The 17256-nt window shown below is 72.4% G+C and carries 17 protein-coding genes and 1 pseudogene; 10 read left to right on the forward strand and 8 right to left on the reverse strand.

The window, feature by feature from the left end; translation table 11 throughout:
- The first annotated feature begins 14 nt into the window (after positions 1–14).
- Positions 15–2096 (forward strand): HelD family protein, encoded by a 2082-nt coding sequence (locus RM812_RS27460; protein ID WP_311577535.1) that lies wholly within the window; start codon positions 15–17, stop codon positions 2094–2096.
- Between the two features lie 17 nt (positions 2097–2113).
- On the opposite strand, the gene RM812_RS27465 is transcribed toward RM812_RS27460, so the two are convergent.
- The gene (locus RM812_RS27465) at positions 2114–3010 is read right to left on the reverse strand and encodes an NAD(P)-dependent oxidoreductase (RefSeq protein ID WP_311577538.1); all 897 of its coding nucleotides are present in this window, start codon (positions 3008–3010) and stop codon (positions 2114–2116) included.
- A gap of 59 nt (positions 3011–3069) precedes the next feature.
- On the opposite strand from RM812_RS27465, the gene RM812_RS27470 reads away from it, so the two are divergent.
- From RM812_RS27470 to RM812_RS27485, 4 genes are all read left to right on the forward strand, one after another.
- Positions 3070–3435, forward strand: a complete 366-nt coding sequence (locus tag RM812_RS27470) for a winged helix-turn-helix transcriptional regulator (RefSeq protein WP_311577540.1) — start codon at positions 3070–3072, stop codon at positions 3433–3435.
- 180 nt (positions 3436–3615) lie between these two features.
- On the forward strand, positions 3616–4101 hold the full coding sequence (locus tag RM812_RS27475; RefSeq protein ID WP_311577543.1) for a helix-turn-helix domain-containing protein: 486 nt from the start codon (positions 3616–3618) through the stop codon (positions 4099–4101).
- 83 nt (positions 4102–4184) lie between these two features.
- A complete protein-coding gene (locus tag RM812_RS27480; RefSeq protein WP_311577546.1) occupies positions 4185–4784 on the forward strand; it encodes a hypothetical protein in 600 nt (199 codons plus the stop codon).
- Positions 4785–4892: 108 nt separating this feature from the next.
- Positions 4893–5228 carry a DUF2516 family protein gene (locus RM812_RS27485; protein ID WP_311577549.1) on the forward strand — a complete coding sequence of 112 codons (336 nt, stop codon included), beginning with the start codon at positions 4893–4895 and terminating at the stop codon, positions 5226–5228.
- 99 nt (positions 5229–5327) lie between these two features.
- Here RM812_RS27485 and RM812_RS27490 read toward each other — a convergent pair whose 3' ends face one another.
- From RM812_RS27490 to RM812_RS27500, 3 genes are all read right to left on the reverse strand, one after another.
- Positions 5328–6782: a PP2C family protein-serine/threonine phosphatase gene (locus RM812_RS27490; protein ID WP_311577551.1), complete on the reverse strand. Its 1455-nt coding sequence runs from the start codon at positions 6780–6782 to the stop codon at positions 5328–5330.
- 270 nt (positions 6783–7052) lie between these two features.
- The gene (locus RM812_RS27495) at positions 7053–8159 is read right to left on the reverse strand and encodes a C40 family peptidase (RefSeq protein ID WP_311577554.1); all 1107 of its coding nucleotides are present in this window, start codon (positions 8157–8159) and stop codon (positions 7053–7055) included.
- 263 nt (positions 8160–8422) lie between these two features.
- On the reverse strand, positions 8423–9208 hold the full coding sequence (locus RM812_RS27500; RefSeq protein WP_311577557.1) for a class I SAM-dependent methyltransferase: 786 nt from the start codon (positions 9206–9208) through the stop codon (positions 8423–8425).
- A 341-nt stretch (positions 9209–9549) separates the two neighbouring features.
- Here RM812_RS27500 and mshA point away from each other — a divergent pair, with 341 nt between their 5' ends.
- Entirely contained in the window at positions 9550–10926 is a 1377-nt protein-coding gene (gene mshA / locus RM812_RS27505; RefSeq protein WP_311577587.1) for a D-inositol-3-phosphate glycosyltransferase, read from the forward strand.
- Positions 10919–11422, forward strand: coding sequence for a type III secretion system chaperone family protein (locus RM812_RS27510; RefSeq protein WP_311577560.1), 504 nt, complete (start codon positions 10919–10921; stop codon positions 11420–11422). Before mshA ends, RM812_RS27510 begins: the two co-directional genes overlap by 8 nt.
- A 40-nt stretch (positions 11423–11462) precedes the next feature.
- On the opposite strand, the gene RM812_RS27515 is transcribed toward RM812_RS27510, so the two are convergent.
- Entirely contained in the window at positions 11463–12284 is an 822-nt protein-coding gene (locus RM812_RS27515; protein ID WP_311577562.1) for an AraC family transcriptional regulator, read from the reverse strand.
- A 49-nt stretch (positions 12285–12333) separates the two neighbouring features.
- On the opposite strand from RM812_RS27515, the gene RM812_RS27520 reads away from it, so the two are divergent.
- Positions 12334–12768 carry a DUF2000 domain-containing protein gene (locus RM812_RS27520; RefSeq protein WP_311577565.1) on the forward strand — a complete coding sequence of 145 codons (435 nt, stop codon included), beginning with the start codon at positions 12334–12336 and terminating at the stop codon, positions 12766–12768.
- A 39-nt stretch (positions 12769–12807) separates the two neighbouring features.
- On the opposite strand, the gene RM812_RS27525 is transcribed toward RM812_RS27520, so the two are convergent.
- The gene (locus tag RM812_RS27525; RefSeq protein WP_311577569.1) at positions 12808–14112 is read right to left on the reverse strand and encodes an MDR family MFS transporter; all 1305 of its coding nucleotides are present in this window, start codon (positions 14110–14112) and stop codon (positions 12808–12810) included.
- Between the two features lie 155 nt (positions 14113–14267).
- Here RM812_RS27525 and RM812_RS27530 point away from each other — a divergent pair, with 155 nt between their 5' ends.
- Entirely contained in the window at positions 14268–15029 is a 762-nt protein-coding gene (locus RM812_RS27530) for a phosphoglyceromutase (protein ID WP_311577572.1), read from the forward strand.
- A 67-nt stretch (positions 15030–15096) separates the two neighbouring features.
- Here RM812_RS27530 and RM812_RS27535 read toward each other — a convergent pair whose 3' ends face one another.
- Together RM812_RS27535 and RM812_RS27540 are read right to left on the reverse strand one after the other, a co-directional pair.
- Positions 15097–15276, reverse strand: coding sequence for a hypothetical protein (locus RM812_RS27535; protein WP_311577575.1), 180 nt, complete (start codon positions 15274–15276; stop codon positions 15097–15099).
- Positions 15277–15846: 570 nt separating this feature from the next.
- Positions 15847–16599, reverse strand: a pseudogene (locus RM812_RS27540) (tyrosine-type recombinase/integrase); the annotation flags it as partial.
- Positions 16600–16943: 344 nt separating this feature from the next.
- Between RM812_RS27540 and RM812_RS27545 the strand changes: the two are divergent.
- Positions 16944–17256, forward strand: a 313-nt coding sequence (locus tag RM812_RS27545) for a helix-turn-helix domain-containing protein (protein WP_311577578.1), incomplete at its 3' end; no start/stop codon positions are given.

Genomic DNA, 17256 nt, shown 5'->3' on the forward strand with positions numbered 1-17256 from the left:
GTACGCTCGATGGAATGACACCACCCGACTCCGCCCTCCGGCACGCCCTCGCCCGTGAGCGTGCCCACCACGAGCACTGCCGTGCCGTCCTCGCCGCCATGGTCGACGGCGCCCGGGAACACGTCGTCACCGGTGAGGACGTCTCCGCCTCCGGCGCCGACGCCGAGGTGCTCGGACGCCGGCTGCGCGGCCGGGCCAGGGCGCTGCGCGAACTGCCGCCGGGGCCGCTGTTCTTCGGGCGGCTGGACTTCGCCGAAACGGACACCGTCGGCGAGCACGCGGGGCAGCACCCGCGGCCGGAGGCCGCCGAACCGGCACTGCACCTCGGGCGGCTGCGGATCAGCGAGGACCCCGCCGCCCCGCCCCTGGTCGTCGACTGGCGCGCCCCCGTCGCCCGCGCCTTCTACCAGGCCACCGCCGGCGACCCGCGCGGCGTCGCCGTCCGCCGCCGCTTCGGGTGGGCGCCCGGCAGCCGCGGGGACTCGGCCGACCTCACCGGGCTGGAGGACGAGCACCTCGGCCGGGGCGAGTCCCGGACGAGCGACATCGTCGCCCGGGAGATCGAACGGCCCCGCGTCGGGCCCATGCGGGACATCGCCGCCACCATCCAGCCCGAGCAGGACGACCTCGTCCGCGCCGGCCTCACCGCCACGGTCTGCGTCCAGGGCGCCCCGGGCACGGGCAAGACCGCCGTCGGCCTGCACCGGGCCGCCTACCTGCTCTACACCCACCCGCAGCGCATCCGCAGCGGCGGCCTCCTCATCCTCGGCCCCAACCCGACCTTCCTCTCCTACATCGCCGAGGTCCTGCCCGCCCTCGGCGAGACCGGCGTACGGCAGTCCACGCTGGCCCGGGAGATCGTCCGGCACCCGGTCACCGGCACGGACGACGAGCGGGCCGCCGCCGTCAAGCACGACGCCCGGACGGCCGAGGTGCTGCGCCGCGCCCTGTACGCGCGCGTGCGCGTCGACGCCGCCGACTCCCTCGCCGTACCGGACGGCTCCTACCGCTGGCGGGTCCCGGCCGAGGAGCTGGCCCGGATCGTGGCGGACGTACGGGACGAGGAACCGCCGTACACCGTGGGCCGCGAGCGGGTGCGGGCGCGGATCGTGCGGTACGTCCGGGACCGGGCCGAGCGGCGCGGCGGGCCGCGTACCGCCGCCTGGGTGCGCCGGATCGAACGGGCCCGGCCGGTCGGCGCGTACCTCGACTCCGTCTGGCCCGGGGTGCGTCCGGAGGAGGTCGTCGCGGGGCTGCTCGGCGACCCCGACGTGCTGGCGCGGGCCGCCGACGGGCTGCTGGACGACGACGAGCAGAAGGCGGTGCTGTGGCCGGCCCGGACGCCGGGGTCGTGGAGGTCGGCCCGCTGGTCAGCCGCCGACCTGGTCCTCCTCGACGAGGTCGCCGGACTCCTCGAACACCCCGAGGGCTACGGCCACATCGTCGTGGACGAGGCCCAGGACCTCTCCCCGATGGAGTGCCGGGCCATCGCCCGCCGGGCCTCCTTCGGTTCGCTCACCGTCCTGGGCGACCTGGCCCAGGGGACCACGCCGTGGGCCGCGCGGTCGTGGCGGACGGTCCTTGGGCACCTGGGCCGGCCGGAGGCGGCCGTGGTGCCGCTGACCACCGGGTTCCGGGTGCCGCAGGCGGTGGTCGGCCTCGCCAACCGGCTGCTGGCGCGGCTGGACGTGGAGGTTCCGGAGGCCCGCTCCCTGCGCGGCGACGGCGAGTTGACGATGCGCCCGACCGCGCCCGGCCAGGTCACCGGTGCGGTCGTCGACGCCGTACGGGGCGCTCTCACCCGGGACGGCTCCGTCGGTGTGATCGCCGCCGACGCGGACGTGCCCCGGCTGCGGGAGGCCCTCGACGCGGCCGGCATCCCGGCGGCGGGACCGGAGGAACTCGGCGCCCGGGTGGCCGTCGTCCCGGCGAGCGTGGTCAAGGGCCTGGAGTACGACCACGTCGTCGCCGTCGAACCGGCGGCGATCGCGGAGGCGGAGGGCCCCGGAGGGCGGGGCCTGCACCGGCTGTACGTGGTGCTCACCCGGGCGGTGTCCCGGCTGGACGTGGTGCACGGGCGGCCCCTGCCGTTCTGAGGCCGCCCGGGCCCCGTTCAGCGGCGGGCGGCGATCAGGTCGGCGACGCGGGTGAACCCGTCCGTGCCGTGGCCGAGCGCGATCACCCGCCGGGCCTGCCCTTCGATCACGCGCATCACGCTCGCGTCGATGCCGTGCGCCTCGGAGGCGTGGACGACGTGCGCCATGGTCGACGCGGCCGAGGTGATCGGGTTCAGCTCGCCCGAGTAGGTGCCGGCGTCGGTGTCGGCCGCGAACTCGGTGAACAGCGGCGGCAGGATCGCGGCGATGCCCTGGGCGAAGGGGGCCAGTTCCCCGCCGGTGACACCCTCCGCCCGGGCCACGGCGAGGGCGTGCGCGTAACCCGCCATCGCCGTCCAGAAGATGTCCAGGAGCGCGATGTCGTACGCCGCGGCCCGCCCGGTGTCCTCGCCGAGGTGGGTGTGGGTGCCGCCGAGCGCCGCCAGCACGGGCCGGTGCTCCCGGTACAGCTCCTCGGGGCCGCTGTGCAGGAACACCGCGTCGTCCGTGCCGATGGTGGGCGTCGGGGTCATGATCGCGCCGTCCAGGTAGCGGATGCCGTGCCGGTCGGCCCATGCGGCCGTGTCCCGGGCGCGCTGGGGAGTGTCGGCGCTCAGGTTCACGACCGTACGGCCCTTGAGGGCGGTCTCGACGGCGTCCTGGCGCAGTACGGCGTCGGAGGCGTCGTAGTTGACCACGCAGACGACGGTCAGCGGGGAGGCGGCGACCGCCTCCTCGGCCGACGCCGCCGCGGCCGCGCCCCGGGCGACGAGGTCGCCGTCCCGGCCCGGGGTGCGGTTCCAGACGGTGGTGCGCAGCCCGGCGTCCAGGAAGGCGGCGGCCAGGGCCCGGCCCATCGGACCGAGCCCGAGGACGGTGACGGCGGTGGCGGACTGGTCGGCGTGCTCGGACATGCTTAACTCCCGTAACGTATCGATGAATTGAAGTCAATTACTGAGGAAAGGGGCACGGCATGGCGCACCGGCGCCACGACCCGGACGTCTGTGGGGTGACCGCCGCGATCGCGGTGATCGAGGGCAAGTGGAAGACCACGCTGCTGTGGCTGCTGGAGTCGGGCCCGCACCGGCCGGCCGAGCTGCGCCGACGGGTGCCCGGCCTCACCGAGAAGGTGCTGACCCAGGCGTTGCGCGAGATGGAGGCGGACGGACTGGTGGACCGGCGGGTGTACGACGTGCTTCCGTTGAAGACCGAGTACTCCCTGACCGCGTTCGGCCGCGACCTCGCCGAGGCCCTCTCCCCCCTCTCCGACTGGGGCCACCGGCGCCTGGACAGGCTTGCCGACGACGGAGCCGGCGCCCGCGAGGCCACCGCCTCCTGACGTGCCCGCCCGTCCCCATCAGTCTCGGCCGACGGGGGGCGCGCTGCCCAGTACCCACAAAAAAGTGCGTAGCGCGCGACGGGCGGCGGGGTGGCGGGGCGGCGGAGGTGGTGCCACGGAAGGCGCACTCTTGCAAGCGGGCTGCTTGCAATAGTTAGCAGCGTGGTGCATCGTGGAGGCATGGCATCGCTCAACGTCGGCAATCTCGGTGAGTACCTGCGCGAGCAGCGGCGTCACGCGCAGCTGTCGCTGCGGCAGCTCGCCGAGGCCGCCGGGGTGTCCAATCCGTATCTGAGCCAGATCGAGCGCGGGCTGCGCAAGCCGAGCGCGGAGGTGCTCCAGCAGGTCGCCAAGGCGCTGCGGATCTCCGCCGAGACGCTGTACGTGCGCGCCGGGATCCTCGACGCCGAGCGGGACCGGGACGACGTGGAGACGCGTGCGGTCATCCTCGCCGACCCCTCGTTGAACGAGCGGCAGAAGCAGGTGCTGCTCCAGATCTACGAGTCGTTCCGCAAGGAGAACGGGTACGGCGTCGACGCGGACGCCCCGGCGGCGGCCCAGGACGGCCCGGCGGACGACGCCCCCGTCGGCGGCGCCTCCATACCCGGGCACCGCTCCCGCACGACCGGCGGCAGTGACGCCGGCCCGCAGCAGACGGCCGGATGAGCGGGCGCGGGCAACCGCCGGCCGGGACGCGGGACCACCACCACAAAACCCTCAGCCGAACGTACTTCCGGAGGACCATCACCATGGCCATCACCGACGACCTGCGCAAGACCCTCAGCGACCCCACCCCCCTCTACTTCGCCGCGGGCACCGCCGACCTGGCCTTCCAGCAGGCCAAGAAGGTGCCGGTGCTGGTGGAGCAGCTGCGCGCCGAGGCCCCGGCCCGTATCGAGGCCGTGCGCAACACCGACCCGAAGGCCGTCCAGGAGAAGGCGACCGCCCGCGTCAGGGAGACGCAGGGCACCCTCCAGGCCAAGGCCAACGAGCTCTTCGGCTCCCTCGACGCCGACTTCAAGAAGCTCGGCGAGACCGCGCAGGACCTCGCGCTGCGCTCGGTCGGTGTCGCCGCCGAGTACGCCGTCAAGGCCCGGGAGACCTACGAGAAGGTCGCCGAGCGCGGCGAGCAGGCCGTGCGCACCTGGCGCGGCCAGGCCGCCGACGGCATCGAGGACATCGCCGAGGAGGTGGAGGAGCTCGCCGTGGCCGTCGAGCCGAACAAGCCCGAGCCGGTCCGGGTCACGGAGGACAAGCCCGCCGCGGCGAAGCGGACCCCCGCCCCCCGTAAGGCCGCTCCCGTCAAGAAGACCACCACCGCCAAGAAGACGACGCCGCCCGCCAAGTAAGGGACGACGGGTCCGGCACGGGCCGGGCACCCTTGGGATGTCCGGCCCGTTGTACGGGTACGGTGGCCGCGTGATGACGACCCGAGTCTGGTGGTGGACGTTGTGCTGATGCAGGGGTTCGCAGGCTTCATGTGGCTGCTGAGCACGGCCCTGATCCTTTTCAGCGGCTTCGCGTTGATCGACGCCGCCACGCGCCGCGAGGACGCCTACCGCGCGGCCGACAAGAAGACCAAGCCGTTCTGGCTGATCATCCTCGGGATCGCCTTCGTGGTGAACCTGATCTTCAACATCCTGTCGTTCCTGCCGATCCTCGGGCTCATCGCGACGATCGTGTACATGGTCGACGTACGGCCCGCGCTGCGCGGTCTGCCGGGCGGCGGCCGCAACAGCCGGCGCGGCTCCAGCAGCGACGGCCCCTACGGCCCGTACAACGGCGGACGCTGAGGCACCCCGAAGGGGCGTGGGGAACAGCCCGGCCGGCCACAGCGGACCGGCCGTCGGCGGAAGCGGGGAATCCGGACGGGGGTCGTCCGTCCGGGCCGCTCAGGCCGTCCGGTCCAGCAGGACCACGGCCACGTCGTCCGCCAGTTCGCCGCCGTTGAGCCGGCGGACCTCGTTGACGGTCGCCCGCAGCAGCTCCTCCCCCTGCAGACCCGCGGAGAGCTGGCGGCGGACCAGCTCCACCATGCCGTCCTGACCGAGCCGCTCCCGGCCCTCACCGATGTGGCCCTCGATCAGGCCGTCGGTGTAGAGCATCAGGCTCCACTCGGCGCCCAGCTCCACCTGCGTGCGCGGCCAGCGGGCACCCGGCAGCAGGCCGAGGGCCGGGCCGTTGTTGTCGTAGGGGAGCAGCCGTGCGGGTGTGCCCGGGCCGGAGACCAGGGGCGCGGGGTGTCCGGCCAGGCACAGGCCGGCGCGGCGGCCGTCCGGGGCGATGTCCACGGCGCACAGCGTCGCGAAGATCTCGTCGTCCGAGCGCTCGTGCTCCAGCACTTGCTGGAGCGTGCCGAGCAGCTCGTCGCCGCAGAGCCCCGCCAGGGTCAGCGCGCGCCAGGCGATCCGCAGCTCCACGCCGAGCGCCGCCTCGTCCGGGCCGTGCCCGCAGACGTCACCGATCATGGCGTGCACGGTGCCGTCCGGGGTGCGGACGACGTCGTAGAAGTCGCCGCCGAGCAGGGCGCGCGAGCGTCCCGGGCGGTAGCGGGCGGCGAAGCGCAGCGGGGAGCCGGCCAGCAGCGGGGTGGGCAGCAGACCGCGCTCCAGACGGCGGTTCTCCTGGGCGCGCAGCCGGCCCTCGGCCAGCCGCCGCTCCGCCGAGTCGGACCTCTTGCGCTCGACGGCGTAGCGGATCGCCCGGCTCAGCAGCCGGCCGTCCAGCTCGTCGCGGAACAGGTAGTCCTGGGCACCGACCGCCACGGCCTCCGCGCCGCGCTCGGCGTCGCTGGAGGAGGTGAGCGCGAGCACGGCGTGCCGGGGCGCGAGCCGCAGTACGTGCCTGAGCACCGCCAGCTCGTCGGCCTCGTCGCCGTCACCGTCCCCGTCGGCTCCCGAGCGGGCCGGGGCCGGTGCCGACAGGGCGAGGTCCAGCAGGATGCAGTGGACGTCGTCGGTCAGCAGCCGCTCGGCCTCGGTGAGGTTGCGGGCGGTGCGGACGCGGATCGGCTTGCCGGCCTGGTCGAGCAGGTCGGGCACGATCGGCGAGCCGACCGGGTCGTCCTCGATCAGCAGCAGCGTCAGGTTCGTGGGGGCGTTCTCGCGCTGGTCGGTGCTCTGGGCGGTACTGGGGCCAGTGCTCGTGCCAGTGCTCTTGTCCCTGGTCCGGTCCGTGGTCTTCTCGCGCTTCTCCGTGGGGTTCTCTCGCCGGGTGGTGGGGTTGTCGGCCGGGTGCGTCCCGGTCGTGGCCTGTTCCTTGGAAGGGCCGCGGTCCTGGGGCGCGGCGGGCGCCTGACCACACTCCACGGCCGGGATCGCCCTCTGCCGCGGTACGGGTACGGGCATCGTCTTGTTTCCTTCCCTCCCCCCGAGGGCATGGCGGGGCGAGGGACCTCGACCCACCGACGGGGACCATAGCGGGTGACGGCGCCGCTGCGGAATGGTCCAGAACACGCCGGGCGGCCACCGGCCGGTGTCATATGCCGCGTTATGCACCGCAGTTGGACACGCCGACCCGGGGTCCGGGATGACGAACGTCACGCGGGGCGCGCCGCCGGGCGTGGACTGGGTCACGTGGCCCGCTTCACGTCCCGGCGCCGGTGCGCGCGGCCCGCGTCACCGCGTGGGCGCCGCCCGCGTGTCCGGCCGGACCACCCCGAGGATGGGCATCGAGCCCGCCCCCGCGATCGTCACCGAGCGGCCCGGGCGCGGGGCGTGCACGACGGAGCCGTCACCGACGTACATGCCGACATGGCTGGCGTCGTCGAAGTAGATGATCAGGTCGCCGGGGCGCATGTCCTCCACGGCGACGTGCTCCAGCTGCTTCCACTGCTGCTGCGAGGTGCGCGGGATCGCCTGCCCGGCCGCCACCCACGCCTGTGAGGTCAGTCCGGAGCAGTCGTAGGCCTTCGGGCCCTCGGCGCCCCACTGGTACGGCTTGCCGACCTGGGCGGTGGCGTACTCGACGGCCTTGCGGCCGCGCTCGGTCGCCTCGGCGTCGAGGTCCTCGAGGATGCCGGAGCCGAGCCAGGCGGTCTGGGCCCTGGCCTGGGCCTCCTTCTCCAGCCGGGCGAGGCGCTCCTTCTCCTCCTTCTCCAGCTCGGACTCCAGCTTCTCGGCCGCCGCGATCTGCTGCTCGATCTTCTTCTGGGCGGTCGCCTTGGCCTTGCGGTTCGCCTCCAGCGTCCGGAGCCGGGCGGAGGCGTCCGCCTCGTACGCCTTCAGGTCCTCCTGCGCGCGGGTCAGGTCGCCGAGCAGGCCCTTGGTCGCGCGCTGGCCCTGGACCACCCGGCCGGTGCCGTCGAGGAAGTCCTCGGGGTCCTCGCTCAGGATCAGCTTGGCCTCGTCGGGCATGCCGCCGGTGCGGTACTGGGCGCGGGCCGCGGCACCCGCGCGGTCCTGCAGCGCGTCCAGCTCCTCCTGGCCCTTGACGATCTTCTTGGCCAGTGCGACGAGTTCGGCGGACTGCTTCTCCGCCTTCTCCTCGGCGGCGTTGTACTCGTCCGTGGCCGAGGCCGCCGAGCGGTAGAGCGCGTCGAGCTTCACGCGTACGGCTTCCAGGTCCTTGCCGACGGGGGCGGCCGGGCCCGGGGAGGCGCTGGGGGCGCCGGGGGAGGGCGCGGGTCCCGGGTTCGCGAACGCCGTACCCGGCGCCGCGAGCACGGTGATCGCGCAGACCACGGTCACGGCAGCGGCCACCCAGCCATGCTTCCCCGTACGCATACGTCGCCTCCAAACTGATTTACCGTCAGTAACATACGTCGTCCGGGGGATCGTGCCATGCCGGCGCGGAAAGTGACAGAGGTCGTGCTTGCCTCCGCTTCTCCCCTGCTCCCGCCTCAGGTCTCCCGCCTTCGGCCTCACGCCTCACGCCTCAGGCCTCCCGCCTCAGGCCTCCCGCCTCATGCCCGCCCCTTCTGTCTCGTCGTAGGACGATTCCCCCGTTGGGGGACGAACGCCGCACGGAGATCGTTCCCGGCGCCGGCTCAGCCGCGCGGCGCCAGGGCCTCCCACCGCACCGTCACCTCGCCCTGGCGCCACCGCGCCGGTCCGTCCGCCACCGGCCAGTCGGCCGCCAGGTCCCGCACCGCCCGCATCCAGCGCTGGCGGGCGCCGTAGGAGGCGTAGGGCGCGGCGGCGGCCCAGGCGCGGTCGAAGTCGCGCAGGAAGGCGTGCACCGGTTCGCCGGGCACATTGCGGTGGATGAGCGCCTTGGGCAGGCGCTCGGCCAGGTCGGACGGGCGTTCCAGTGAACCGAGCCGGGTCGCGAAGGTCACCGTGCGCGGTCCCTGCGGCCCGAGCGCGACCCACACGTGCCGACGCCCGATCTCGTCGCAGGTCCCCTCGACCAGGAGCCCGCCGTGCGAGTGCTCCGACGCCGGTGCGAGCCGCGCGCACAGCCGCTGCCAGACGGCGGCGACCTCCGCCTCGTCGTACTGGCGCAGCACGTTCGCCGCGCGGATGAGGAGGGGCCGGCGGGAGAGCGGGATCTCGAAGCCGCCGTGCCGGAAGGCGAGCCCCGGGCGCGTGTAGGGCTCGGCCGCCGCCACGCGCGCCGGGTCGATCTCGACGCCCACCACGCGTGCGTGCGGCGCGACGGTGCGCAGGCGGTGCAGCAGCTCGACGGCCGTCCAGGGGGCCGCGCCGTAACCGAGGTCGACGGCGACGGGGTCGGCGGCGCGCCGCAGCTCCGCGCCGTGCGTGGCCGCGATCCAGCGGTCCATGCGGCGCAGCCGGTTCGGATTGGTCGTCCCGCGCGTGACCGTGCCCACGACGGGGGTCCTCCCGCTCGAGCGGAGCCGAGAGTGGGGGAGGGGGGTGGTGCGGGAGGGCATGCGTACGAGGGTATGCGGCCGCGTCCGCCTCCTCGACGCGCCGGGGCCGCCCGCCTGGACCCGCCTGGACCCCCCTGGTGCACCGGGCACACCGGGCGCGCCCTCCCCGGCCGTCTCCCCCGTTGACGCAACACCCTCTCGAACGGTTGAGCGATCTACAGTAATGATTCGGCAAAGGCCGGGAAACCGGAAATGGAAAGCCGCAGCCCGGCGTTCCGTCCCGTGGAGGGCGGTCCGTGTCCTTCGAACGGCATGCCCGCAGCGAGGAGGAACGGCTCGTGAGCCAGTACGTCAGCAGGCTCGGGCGTCGCTCACCGGCGGCAACCGCGCGGCGCAGACTGACGCGCAGGCCCCGCCGCGTCGCCATGCTCTCCGTGCACACCTCACCGCTCCACCAGCCCGGCACCGGCGACGCCGGCGGCATGAACGTCTACATCGTCGAACTCGCGCAGCGCCTCGCCGCGATCAACATCGAGGTCGAGATCTTCACGCGGGCGACCACCGCCGCCCTCCCGCCCACCGTCGACCTGGCCCCCGGCGTCCTTGTCCGGCACGTCGACGCCGGACCCTACGAGGGCCTGGCCAAGGACGACCTCCCCGCCCAGCTGTGCGCCTTCACCCACGGCGTCATGCAGGCCTGGGCCGGCCACCGCCCCGGCTACTACGACCTCGTCCACTCCCACTACTGGCTCTCCGGCCACGTCGGCTGGCTCGCCGCCCAGCGCTGGGGCGCCCCCCTGGTGCACGCCATGCACACCATGGCCAAGGTCAAGAACGCCAACCTGGCCGACGGCGACACCCCCGAACCGGCGGCCCGCGTCATCGGCGAGACCCAGATCGTCGCCGCCTCCGACCGGCTGATCGCCAACACCGCCGAGGAGGCCGACGAACTGGTCCGGCACTACGCCGCCGACCCGGCCAAGGTCGCCGTCGTCCACCCCGGAGTGAACCTCGACCGGTTCCGCCCCTTCCCCAAGGGCTCCGAGCCCCGGGGCCCGGGACAGGCCACGACCGCCCGCGCCGCCGCCCGCGCCCGCCTCGGCCTGCCGCAGGACGCGCTGATCCCGCTCTTCGCCGGCCGCATACAGCCGCTCAAGGCCCCCGACGTGCTGCTGCGCGCGGTCGCCGTACTCCTCGACCGACGCCCGGAGCTGCGCTCCCGCATCGTCGTCCCCGTCGTCGGCGGCCCCAGCGGCAGCGGCCTCGCCAAGCCCGAGGGCCTGCAGAAGCTCGCCGCCCGGCTCGGCATCGCGGACGTCGTGCGGTTCCGCCCGCCCGTCGGACAGGAGCAGCTCGCCGACTGGTTCCGGGCCGCGTCCGTGCTGGTCATGCCGTCCTACAGCGAGTCCTTCGGGCTGGTCGCCATAGAGGCCCAGGCCGCCGGTACGCCGGTGCTCGCCGCCGCGGTCGGCGGACTCCCGGTCGCCGTGCGCGACGGGCACACCGGCTACCTCGTCGAGGGCCACGATCCCGCCGCGTACGCGCGCGTGCTGGGCGAGTTCGCCGACCACCCGGAGCTGACGGCCCGGATGGGCGACGCCGCCGCCCGGCACGCCCAGTCCTTCGGCTGGGACAGCGCCGCCGCCGCGACGGCCGACGTCTACACGGCCGCGATCCACGCCCACCGCCGTCGCGTACGCTCCCACCATGGCTGAGGCAGCACAGAAGGCAGCGCGGGTCGTCGAGGGCGCCCTCGAGGACGCCGAACTGGAGTGGGAGAGCCCCGAGCCCGGCAGTTACGTCGTCAAGCTCCCCGGCACCCGCAAGCTGTCGACGACGGTCTCCCTCCTCGTCGGCCGGCACTCCCTGTCCGTCAACGCCTTCGTCATCCGCCACCCCGACGAGAACGAACCGGCCGTCCACCGCTGGCTCCTGGAACGCAACCTCAAGCTGTACGGCGTGAGTTACGCCGTCGACCGCCTCGGCGACATCTACGTCGCCGCCAAGCTGCCCCTGGCCGCCGTCACCGCCGACGAGATCGACCGCCTCCTCGGCCAGGTCCTCCAGGCCGCCGACGGAGCCTTCAACACCCTGCTGGAGCTGGGCTTCGCGTCCGCCATCCGCAAGGAGTACGCGTGGCGGACCGCGCGCGGGGAGTCGACACGGAACCTGGAGGCGTTCCAGCACCTGATCGAGCGCCCCGGGGCCTGAGCCGCGACACGGCCCCTCACGGCCCGCACGGTCGTCGCGGTCAGTGCCGCCCGCCGCTGGTGCGGTAGCGCCCGGGCGTGACGCCCACGAGTTTCTTGAAGTGCCGGGTCAGATGGGCCTGGTCGTAGAAACCGGTCGCGGCGGCCACCTCGGCCGGGACGAGTCCCGCCAGCAGCAGCCGCCGGGCCCGGTCGACGCGGCGGGACATCAGGTACTGGTGCGGAGCGATCCCGTAGGCGCCGCTGAACGCCCTCACCAGATGGGCCGGATGGGCGGGCACGAGACCGGCCGCCTCCTCCAGGCCGATCCCCTCGACGACCCGCTCGTCGAGCAGCTCACGCAGCCGCCGGGCGAGCACGGGGTCCCGGCGCGCCGGGCCGACCCCGCGACGGGGCAGCAGGTGGGAGCGGAGCCGCTCGCCGATCAGCGTCAGCCTGCTCTCCGCCTCCAGCTCGTCACCGGGCCGGGCCAGCGCGGCGTGCACCTGCCCGACCCGCCGCCGCAGCACCGGGTCGCGCAGGTCGGGAGCGTCGACGGCCGGCCCGATCAGCTCCTCGCCCAGCCGGGAGCCGTCCAGGTACAGGACGCGCTTGCGGAAGCCGTCCGGCGTGGCGGGGGAGCCGTTGTGCGGCACGTGCGGCGGCAGCAGGGACACCGTGTCGTGCGGGGTGCCGTGCTCGTGCCGGTCCAGGTCGTAGCGCACCGCGCCGTCGTCGACGATGAGCAGCGTCCACGCCTCGTGGACGTGCATCGGGTAGGCGTACTCGGTGTAGTGGGCGTGGAAGACCTCGACGACGCCCGGGACACGGGGGCGCCAGGCGGAAACCTGCTCCTGCCGAGCCGGCGGTCGTACGGGGGCCATGCAAAAAACGTACAAGACCCCGCCGTGCGCCGACCGGCAGTCTCACCGTATGAGCACCCACGACGCAGCCCCCGTCCGCTTCGACACCAAGATCGCCGTCCTGCTGCGCGAGGACCTGGAGACCTGGCAGCGCCTCAATGTGACCGCCTTCCTGGTCAGCGGCCTGAGCACGCAGTTCCCCGAGGTGATCGGCGAGCCCTACGCGGACGCCGACGACATCGCCTACCTGCCGATGTTCCGCCAGCCGGTGCTGGTCTTCGAGGGCACCAAGGAGACGCTGACCAACGCCCACGCGCGCGTGCTGTCGCGCGCCCTGCCCCGCGCGCTGTTCACGTCCGACCTCTTCACCACGGGCAACGACCGTGACAACCGGGCGGCGGTACGGGCCGTGCCGACCGCGGAACTGGACCTGGTGGGACTGGCGGTGTACGGCCCGAGGAACGCGGTGGACAAGGTGCTGAAGGGGGCGCGGATGCACCCGTGAGCACGCCGGCCGGCGTGCTCACGGTCAGGCCGTACGGGGTCAGGCCGTACTGACCTCGGACTTCGGTGCTGTGGGCAGCTCCTCCGAGGTCACCGCATCCTCCGCGGTCACCGCGCCCTCGTTCACCGCCTCCTCGGCCGGCAGCCGTCGCATGAGCAGCCAGTACCCCACCGCCGCGACCGTGCCGACGACCGCGCAGATGCCCCACAGCCAGTCGGCGCCGTAGTGGTCGATGACGAAACCGGACATCAGCGGGGCCACGAGCGCGGCGACGGCCCACGACGTGCTGTACATGCCCTGGTAGCGCCCGCGCCCGTGCACCGGCGAGAGCCGCACGACGAGCCCGGTCTGGGTCGGCGCGTTGACGATCTCGGCCAGCGACCACACGCACACCGTGAGGGCGAAGACGCCGACCGACCCGGCGAAGGCGGTGAGCCCGAAGCCGTACCCGGCGAGCAGGGACGAGCCGACGAGCAGCAGCCGCGGATCGCGGTGCTCGATGAACCGCGTGACGGGAATCTGCAGGACGACGATCAGGACGCCGTTGACGGCGATGGCGAGGCCGAAGTCCGCGGGTGTGAAACCCGCCTCACCCATGGCGACCGGCAGCCCCAGGTACCCCTGCTGGAAGATGAGCGCGACGAGGAACGACAGCCCGACGACGCTCATGTAGCGCCCGTCGCGCAGCACGGTGCCGAGGGAGACACGGTCGCTCTCCGCCGGACCGCCGCCCGTGCCACCGCCCTTCTGGGGCCGGGACTCCGGCAGCTTCACGAAGACGAGGACGGCGCAGACCATGGTCATGCCCGCCTCGATCAGGAACCCGGCGAGATAGCTGACCTCGGCGATGAACCCGGCCGCCATGGAGGAGATCGCGAAGCCGAGGTTGATGGCCCAGTAGTTGAGCGAGAAGGCCCGGATACGGTCCTCGGGCCGCACGATGTCCGCCATCATCGCCTGCACGGCCGGCCGCGATGCGTTGCTCGCCATGCCGACCAGGAAGGCGACGGCCGCGATGGCGACCGGGTCCCGCATGAACCCGAGCAGCGCGACGGACAGCGCGGTGGAGACCTGCGCGACGAGCAGCGTGGGCCGCCGCCCGAGCCGGTCGGTCATCACCCCGGCCCCGAGCGAGGACACGACCCCGCCGAGCCCGTGCAGGGCCGCGACCAGACCGGCATACGAGGCGGAGTAGCCGCGGTCGAGGGTCAGGTACAGCGCCATGAAGGTGGCCACGAAGGCACCGAGCCGGTTGACCAGCGTGCTGGTCCACAGCCACCAGAACTCGCGGGGAAGCCCGGAGACGGATTCACGCGCGGCACGTCTCAGTCCGGCGACTGGCATGGGACCCCCGAAGAGCAGATGTAAGCGGCTGATACAGCGATCGCAACTTACATTCGAGCCGTTCTCGAGGGCCAACCAATTAACAGTTCCCGTCAACCGTCCGCCCTGCGGGCGCGGTGCGCGGGCGATCAGGCGGTTCGATTACGCTCGGAACCATGGCCGACGCACCGTACAAGCTGATCCTCCTCCGCCACGGCGAGAGCGAGTGGAACGAGAAGAACCTGTTCACCGGCTGGGTGGACGTCAACCTCACCCCGAAGGGCGAGAAGGAGGCGACGCGCGGCGGCGAGCTGCTCAAGGACGCCGGCCTGCTGCCCGACGTGGTCCACACGTCCGTCCAGAAGCGCGCCATCCGCACGGCCCAGCTCGCGCTGGAGGCCGCCGACCGCCACTGGATCCCCGTCCACCGCCACTGGCGCCTGAACGAGCGCCACTACGGCGCCCTCCAGGGCAAGGACAAGGCCCAGACCCTCGCGGAGTTCGGCGAGGAGCAGTTCATGCTGTGGCGCCGCTCCTACGACACCCCGCCGCCGCCGCTGGACCGCGACGCCGAGTACTCCCAGTTCAACGACGCCCGCTACGCGGTGCTCCCGCCGGAGCTGCGCCCGCAGACGGAGTGCCTCAAGGACGTCGTCGTCCGCATGCTGCCGTACTGGTTCGACAGCATCGTCCCCGACCTCCTCACCGGCCGCACGGTCCTGGTCGCGGCGCACGGCAACTCGCTCCGCGCCCTGGTCAAGCACCTCGACGGCATCTCCGACGCCGACATCGCGGGCCTGAACATCCCGACCGGCATCCCGCTGTCCTACGAACTGGACGCCGAGTTCAAGCCCCTGAACCCGGGCGGCACGTACCTGGACCCGGACGCGGCGGCGGCCGCGATCGAGGCCGTGAAGAACCAGGGCAAGAAGAAGTAGCCCCACATGATCAAGCCCCCTGCCAGCGGTTTTTCTGCTGCCAGGGGGCTTCGTCGTGGGCAGGGGCCTAGGAGCGCTGGTGGCGCCAACGCCTAACCGTCACGCGGAAGGTCATCAGGAAGGCGAGTGGAAGCGAGACGACCGCTGGGACGTCGACCCAGAAGCCGTACCCGGCCTCGCTCATACCGATCATGCAGAACGGCAGAGCACGCGGGCAGATGTCGATGGTCAGGCCGAATCGTGGCATGCTTGTCCTCTCCAACGTATCGAGAATCTGTTTCCCCAGGTTTGCGAACGCGGGTGGAGATAGGGCCGCCTCCGTTGCACCGGAGGCGGCCTTTCCAATCCGTGAGCAGAACTTAATCATGGATCACCTGACCGTCAAAATCGCTGCGCATACCCCTGGGGGGAAGGCGTCGATAATCGCGTCTTCACGGTCGAGCTGAGTCAGCTTAAGCGCCTGCGAGGGCTGCTGAGGTGCACTTCCTATATTTGTGCCGTACCTGATGTGGCCCGCCCGCTCGGGAGGCCGGGCGCCCGGCCGCGCGCCCGGCCGTCCGGGAGGTCAGCCGCCCGTGCGCCCGGCCGGGCAGGCGGCGGCGTCCGTGATTTTGTTTCTGTGATTTGGTTTCGGGTGTCGGTTCATGGATGGTGATTTGAAATGCTGTCGTCCGTGATTTTGTTTCTGTGATTTGGTTTCGGGTGTCGGTTCATGGATGGTGATTTGAAATGCTGTCGTCCGTGATTTGGTATCCGTGATTTGGTTTCGCGTGGGCGGGACGCTGCTGGATTCGCCTGACTCGAATCTCGGTCGGGCGAAGACAGAGGCCACGGCCTTACGGATGCGCTCCTGGCTCGACGGCATGAGGTGCGCGTACACGCGGAGCGTCAGGCCCGGGTCTGAGTGACCCAGGTACTCGGCGAGGGCCTTGATGTTCTCGCCAGCGTCCAGGAGCACCGAGGCGTAGAAGTGGCGTAGGGCGTGCATGCCGTTCTCGCGTGACTCCGCGTACGGCTGGCCCCGATCAGGCACGGGGGTGACGCCGGCCGCGGCGAGCGCCGGTTTCCATGCCTCCTCGTTGAGCGACGTCCGCCAGGCGTGCCCCCCGCGCGGCCCGGTGAATATGAGCCGCTTGGTCACCGGTGGACCGTCCGCCACCTTCCACGGCAAGGTGACATCGACAGGCGGGAACCGCTTCATGTGTTCCCGAAGCGCATCGGCGACCGGGCCGGGAAGCGGCACGTCCCGCAGCTTGCCGCCCTTCGGAGGTGCGAACACGGCCTTGCTGCGGCTCAGCTTCAGTTGCTGGACCGCGTGGAGCGTGTCCGAGGTGAAGTCGATCGCGTCGACGGCCACGCCCAGAATCTCGCCCTGGCGGAGCCCGCAGCCGCCTCCCAGGTCGACCATGGCTTGGAAGCGCTCGGGCATGGCAGCCCGGACGGCGAAGACTCGCTCGGGTGTCCACGGCGTGACGCGCGTGTTGTCGACGGTCGGCGGTCGAACCGACCGGGCGGCGCACGGGTTCTGCGGGAGGTGGCCGTCGTCCACGGCCGCGCTCAGCGCCGCCCGCTCTTTGGCACAGGCACATCCTGGCATCGAGCACTGACACAGGGCGCCGAGGCGGTCTTCTGGGAGACAGCGGACTGAGCCGTGGTTGAGGCATACGGTCCATGCCTTCGAACGCACGTGAGTGTCTAACTGAGTGACAACGCCAACGATCAGCGGCGGACAAGCACGGACGCCAGCGGACCATTGCAGCAGGTGAAAGGCACACTGGCCGCTGGTCTAGCTGTACTGTCCAGCCAGGTTGGTCGAGTTTGTGTGACGACACGCTCTGAATCTGTAGGACGGCGAAGGCCTCCGGTTGTGGAGTGGAGCTGTCGAGGAACCGCTCCGCCAACCAGGAGGCCTTCGTGTCCCACGCTAACGCTGCCCTGACGCCCCGTGCACGTCTTCGCCTGGCGCGTCTGATCGTGGATGAGGGATGGCCGGTCGCCCGTGCGGCCGAGCGCTACAACGTGTCCTGGCCCACCGCGAAGCGGTGGGCCGACCGGTACGCCGAAGCCGGGCCGGCCGCGATGGCCGACCGGTCCTCACGCCCTCACAGGAGCCCGGCCCGGACCCCTCAGCCGCAGGTCCGCAAGATCGTGCATCTGCGCTGGAAGCAGCGACTGGGACCGGTCCAGATCGCCGGACGGCTGGGCATGGCCGCTTCTACCGTCCACG

The sequence above is a fragment of the Streptomyces lancefieldiae genome (assembly GCF_031845825.1).
Classification (GTDB): Bacteria; Actinomycetota; Actinomycetes; order Streptomycetales; family Streptomycetaceae; genus Streptomyces; species Streptomyces lancefieldiae.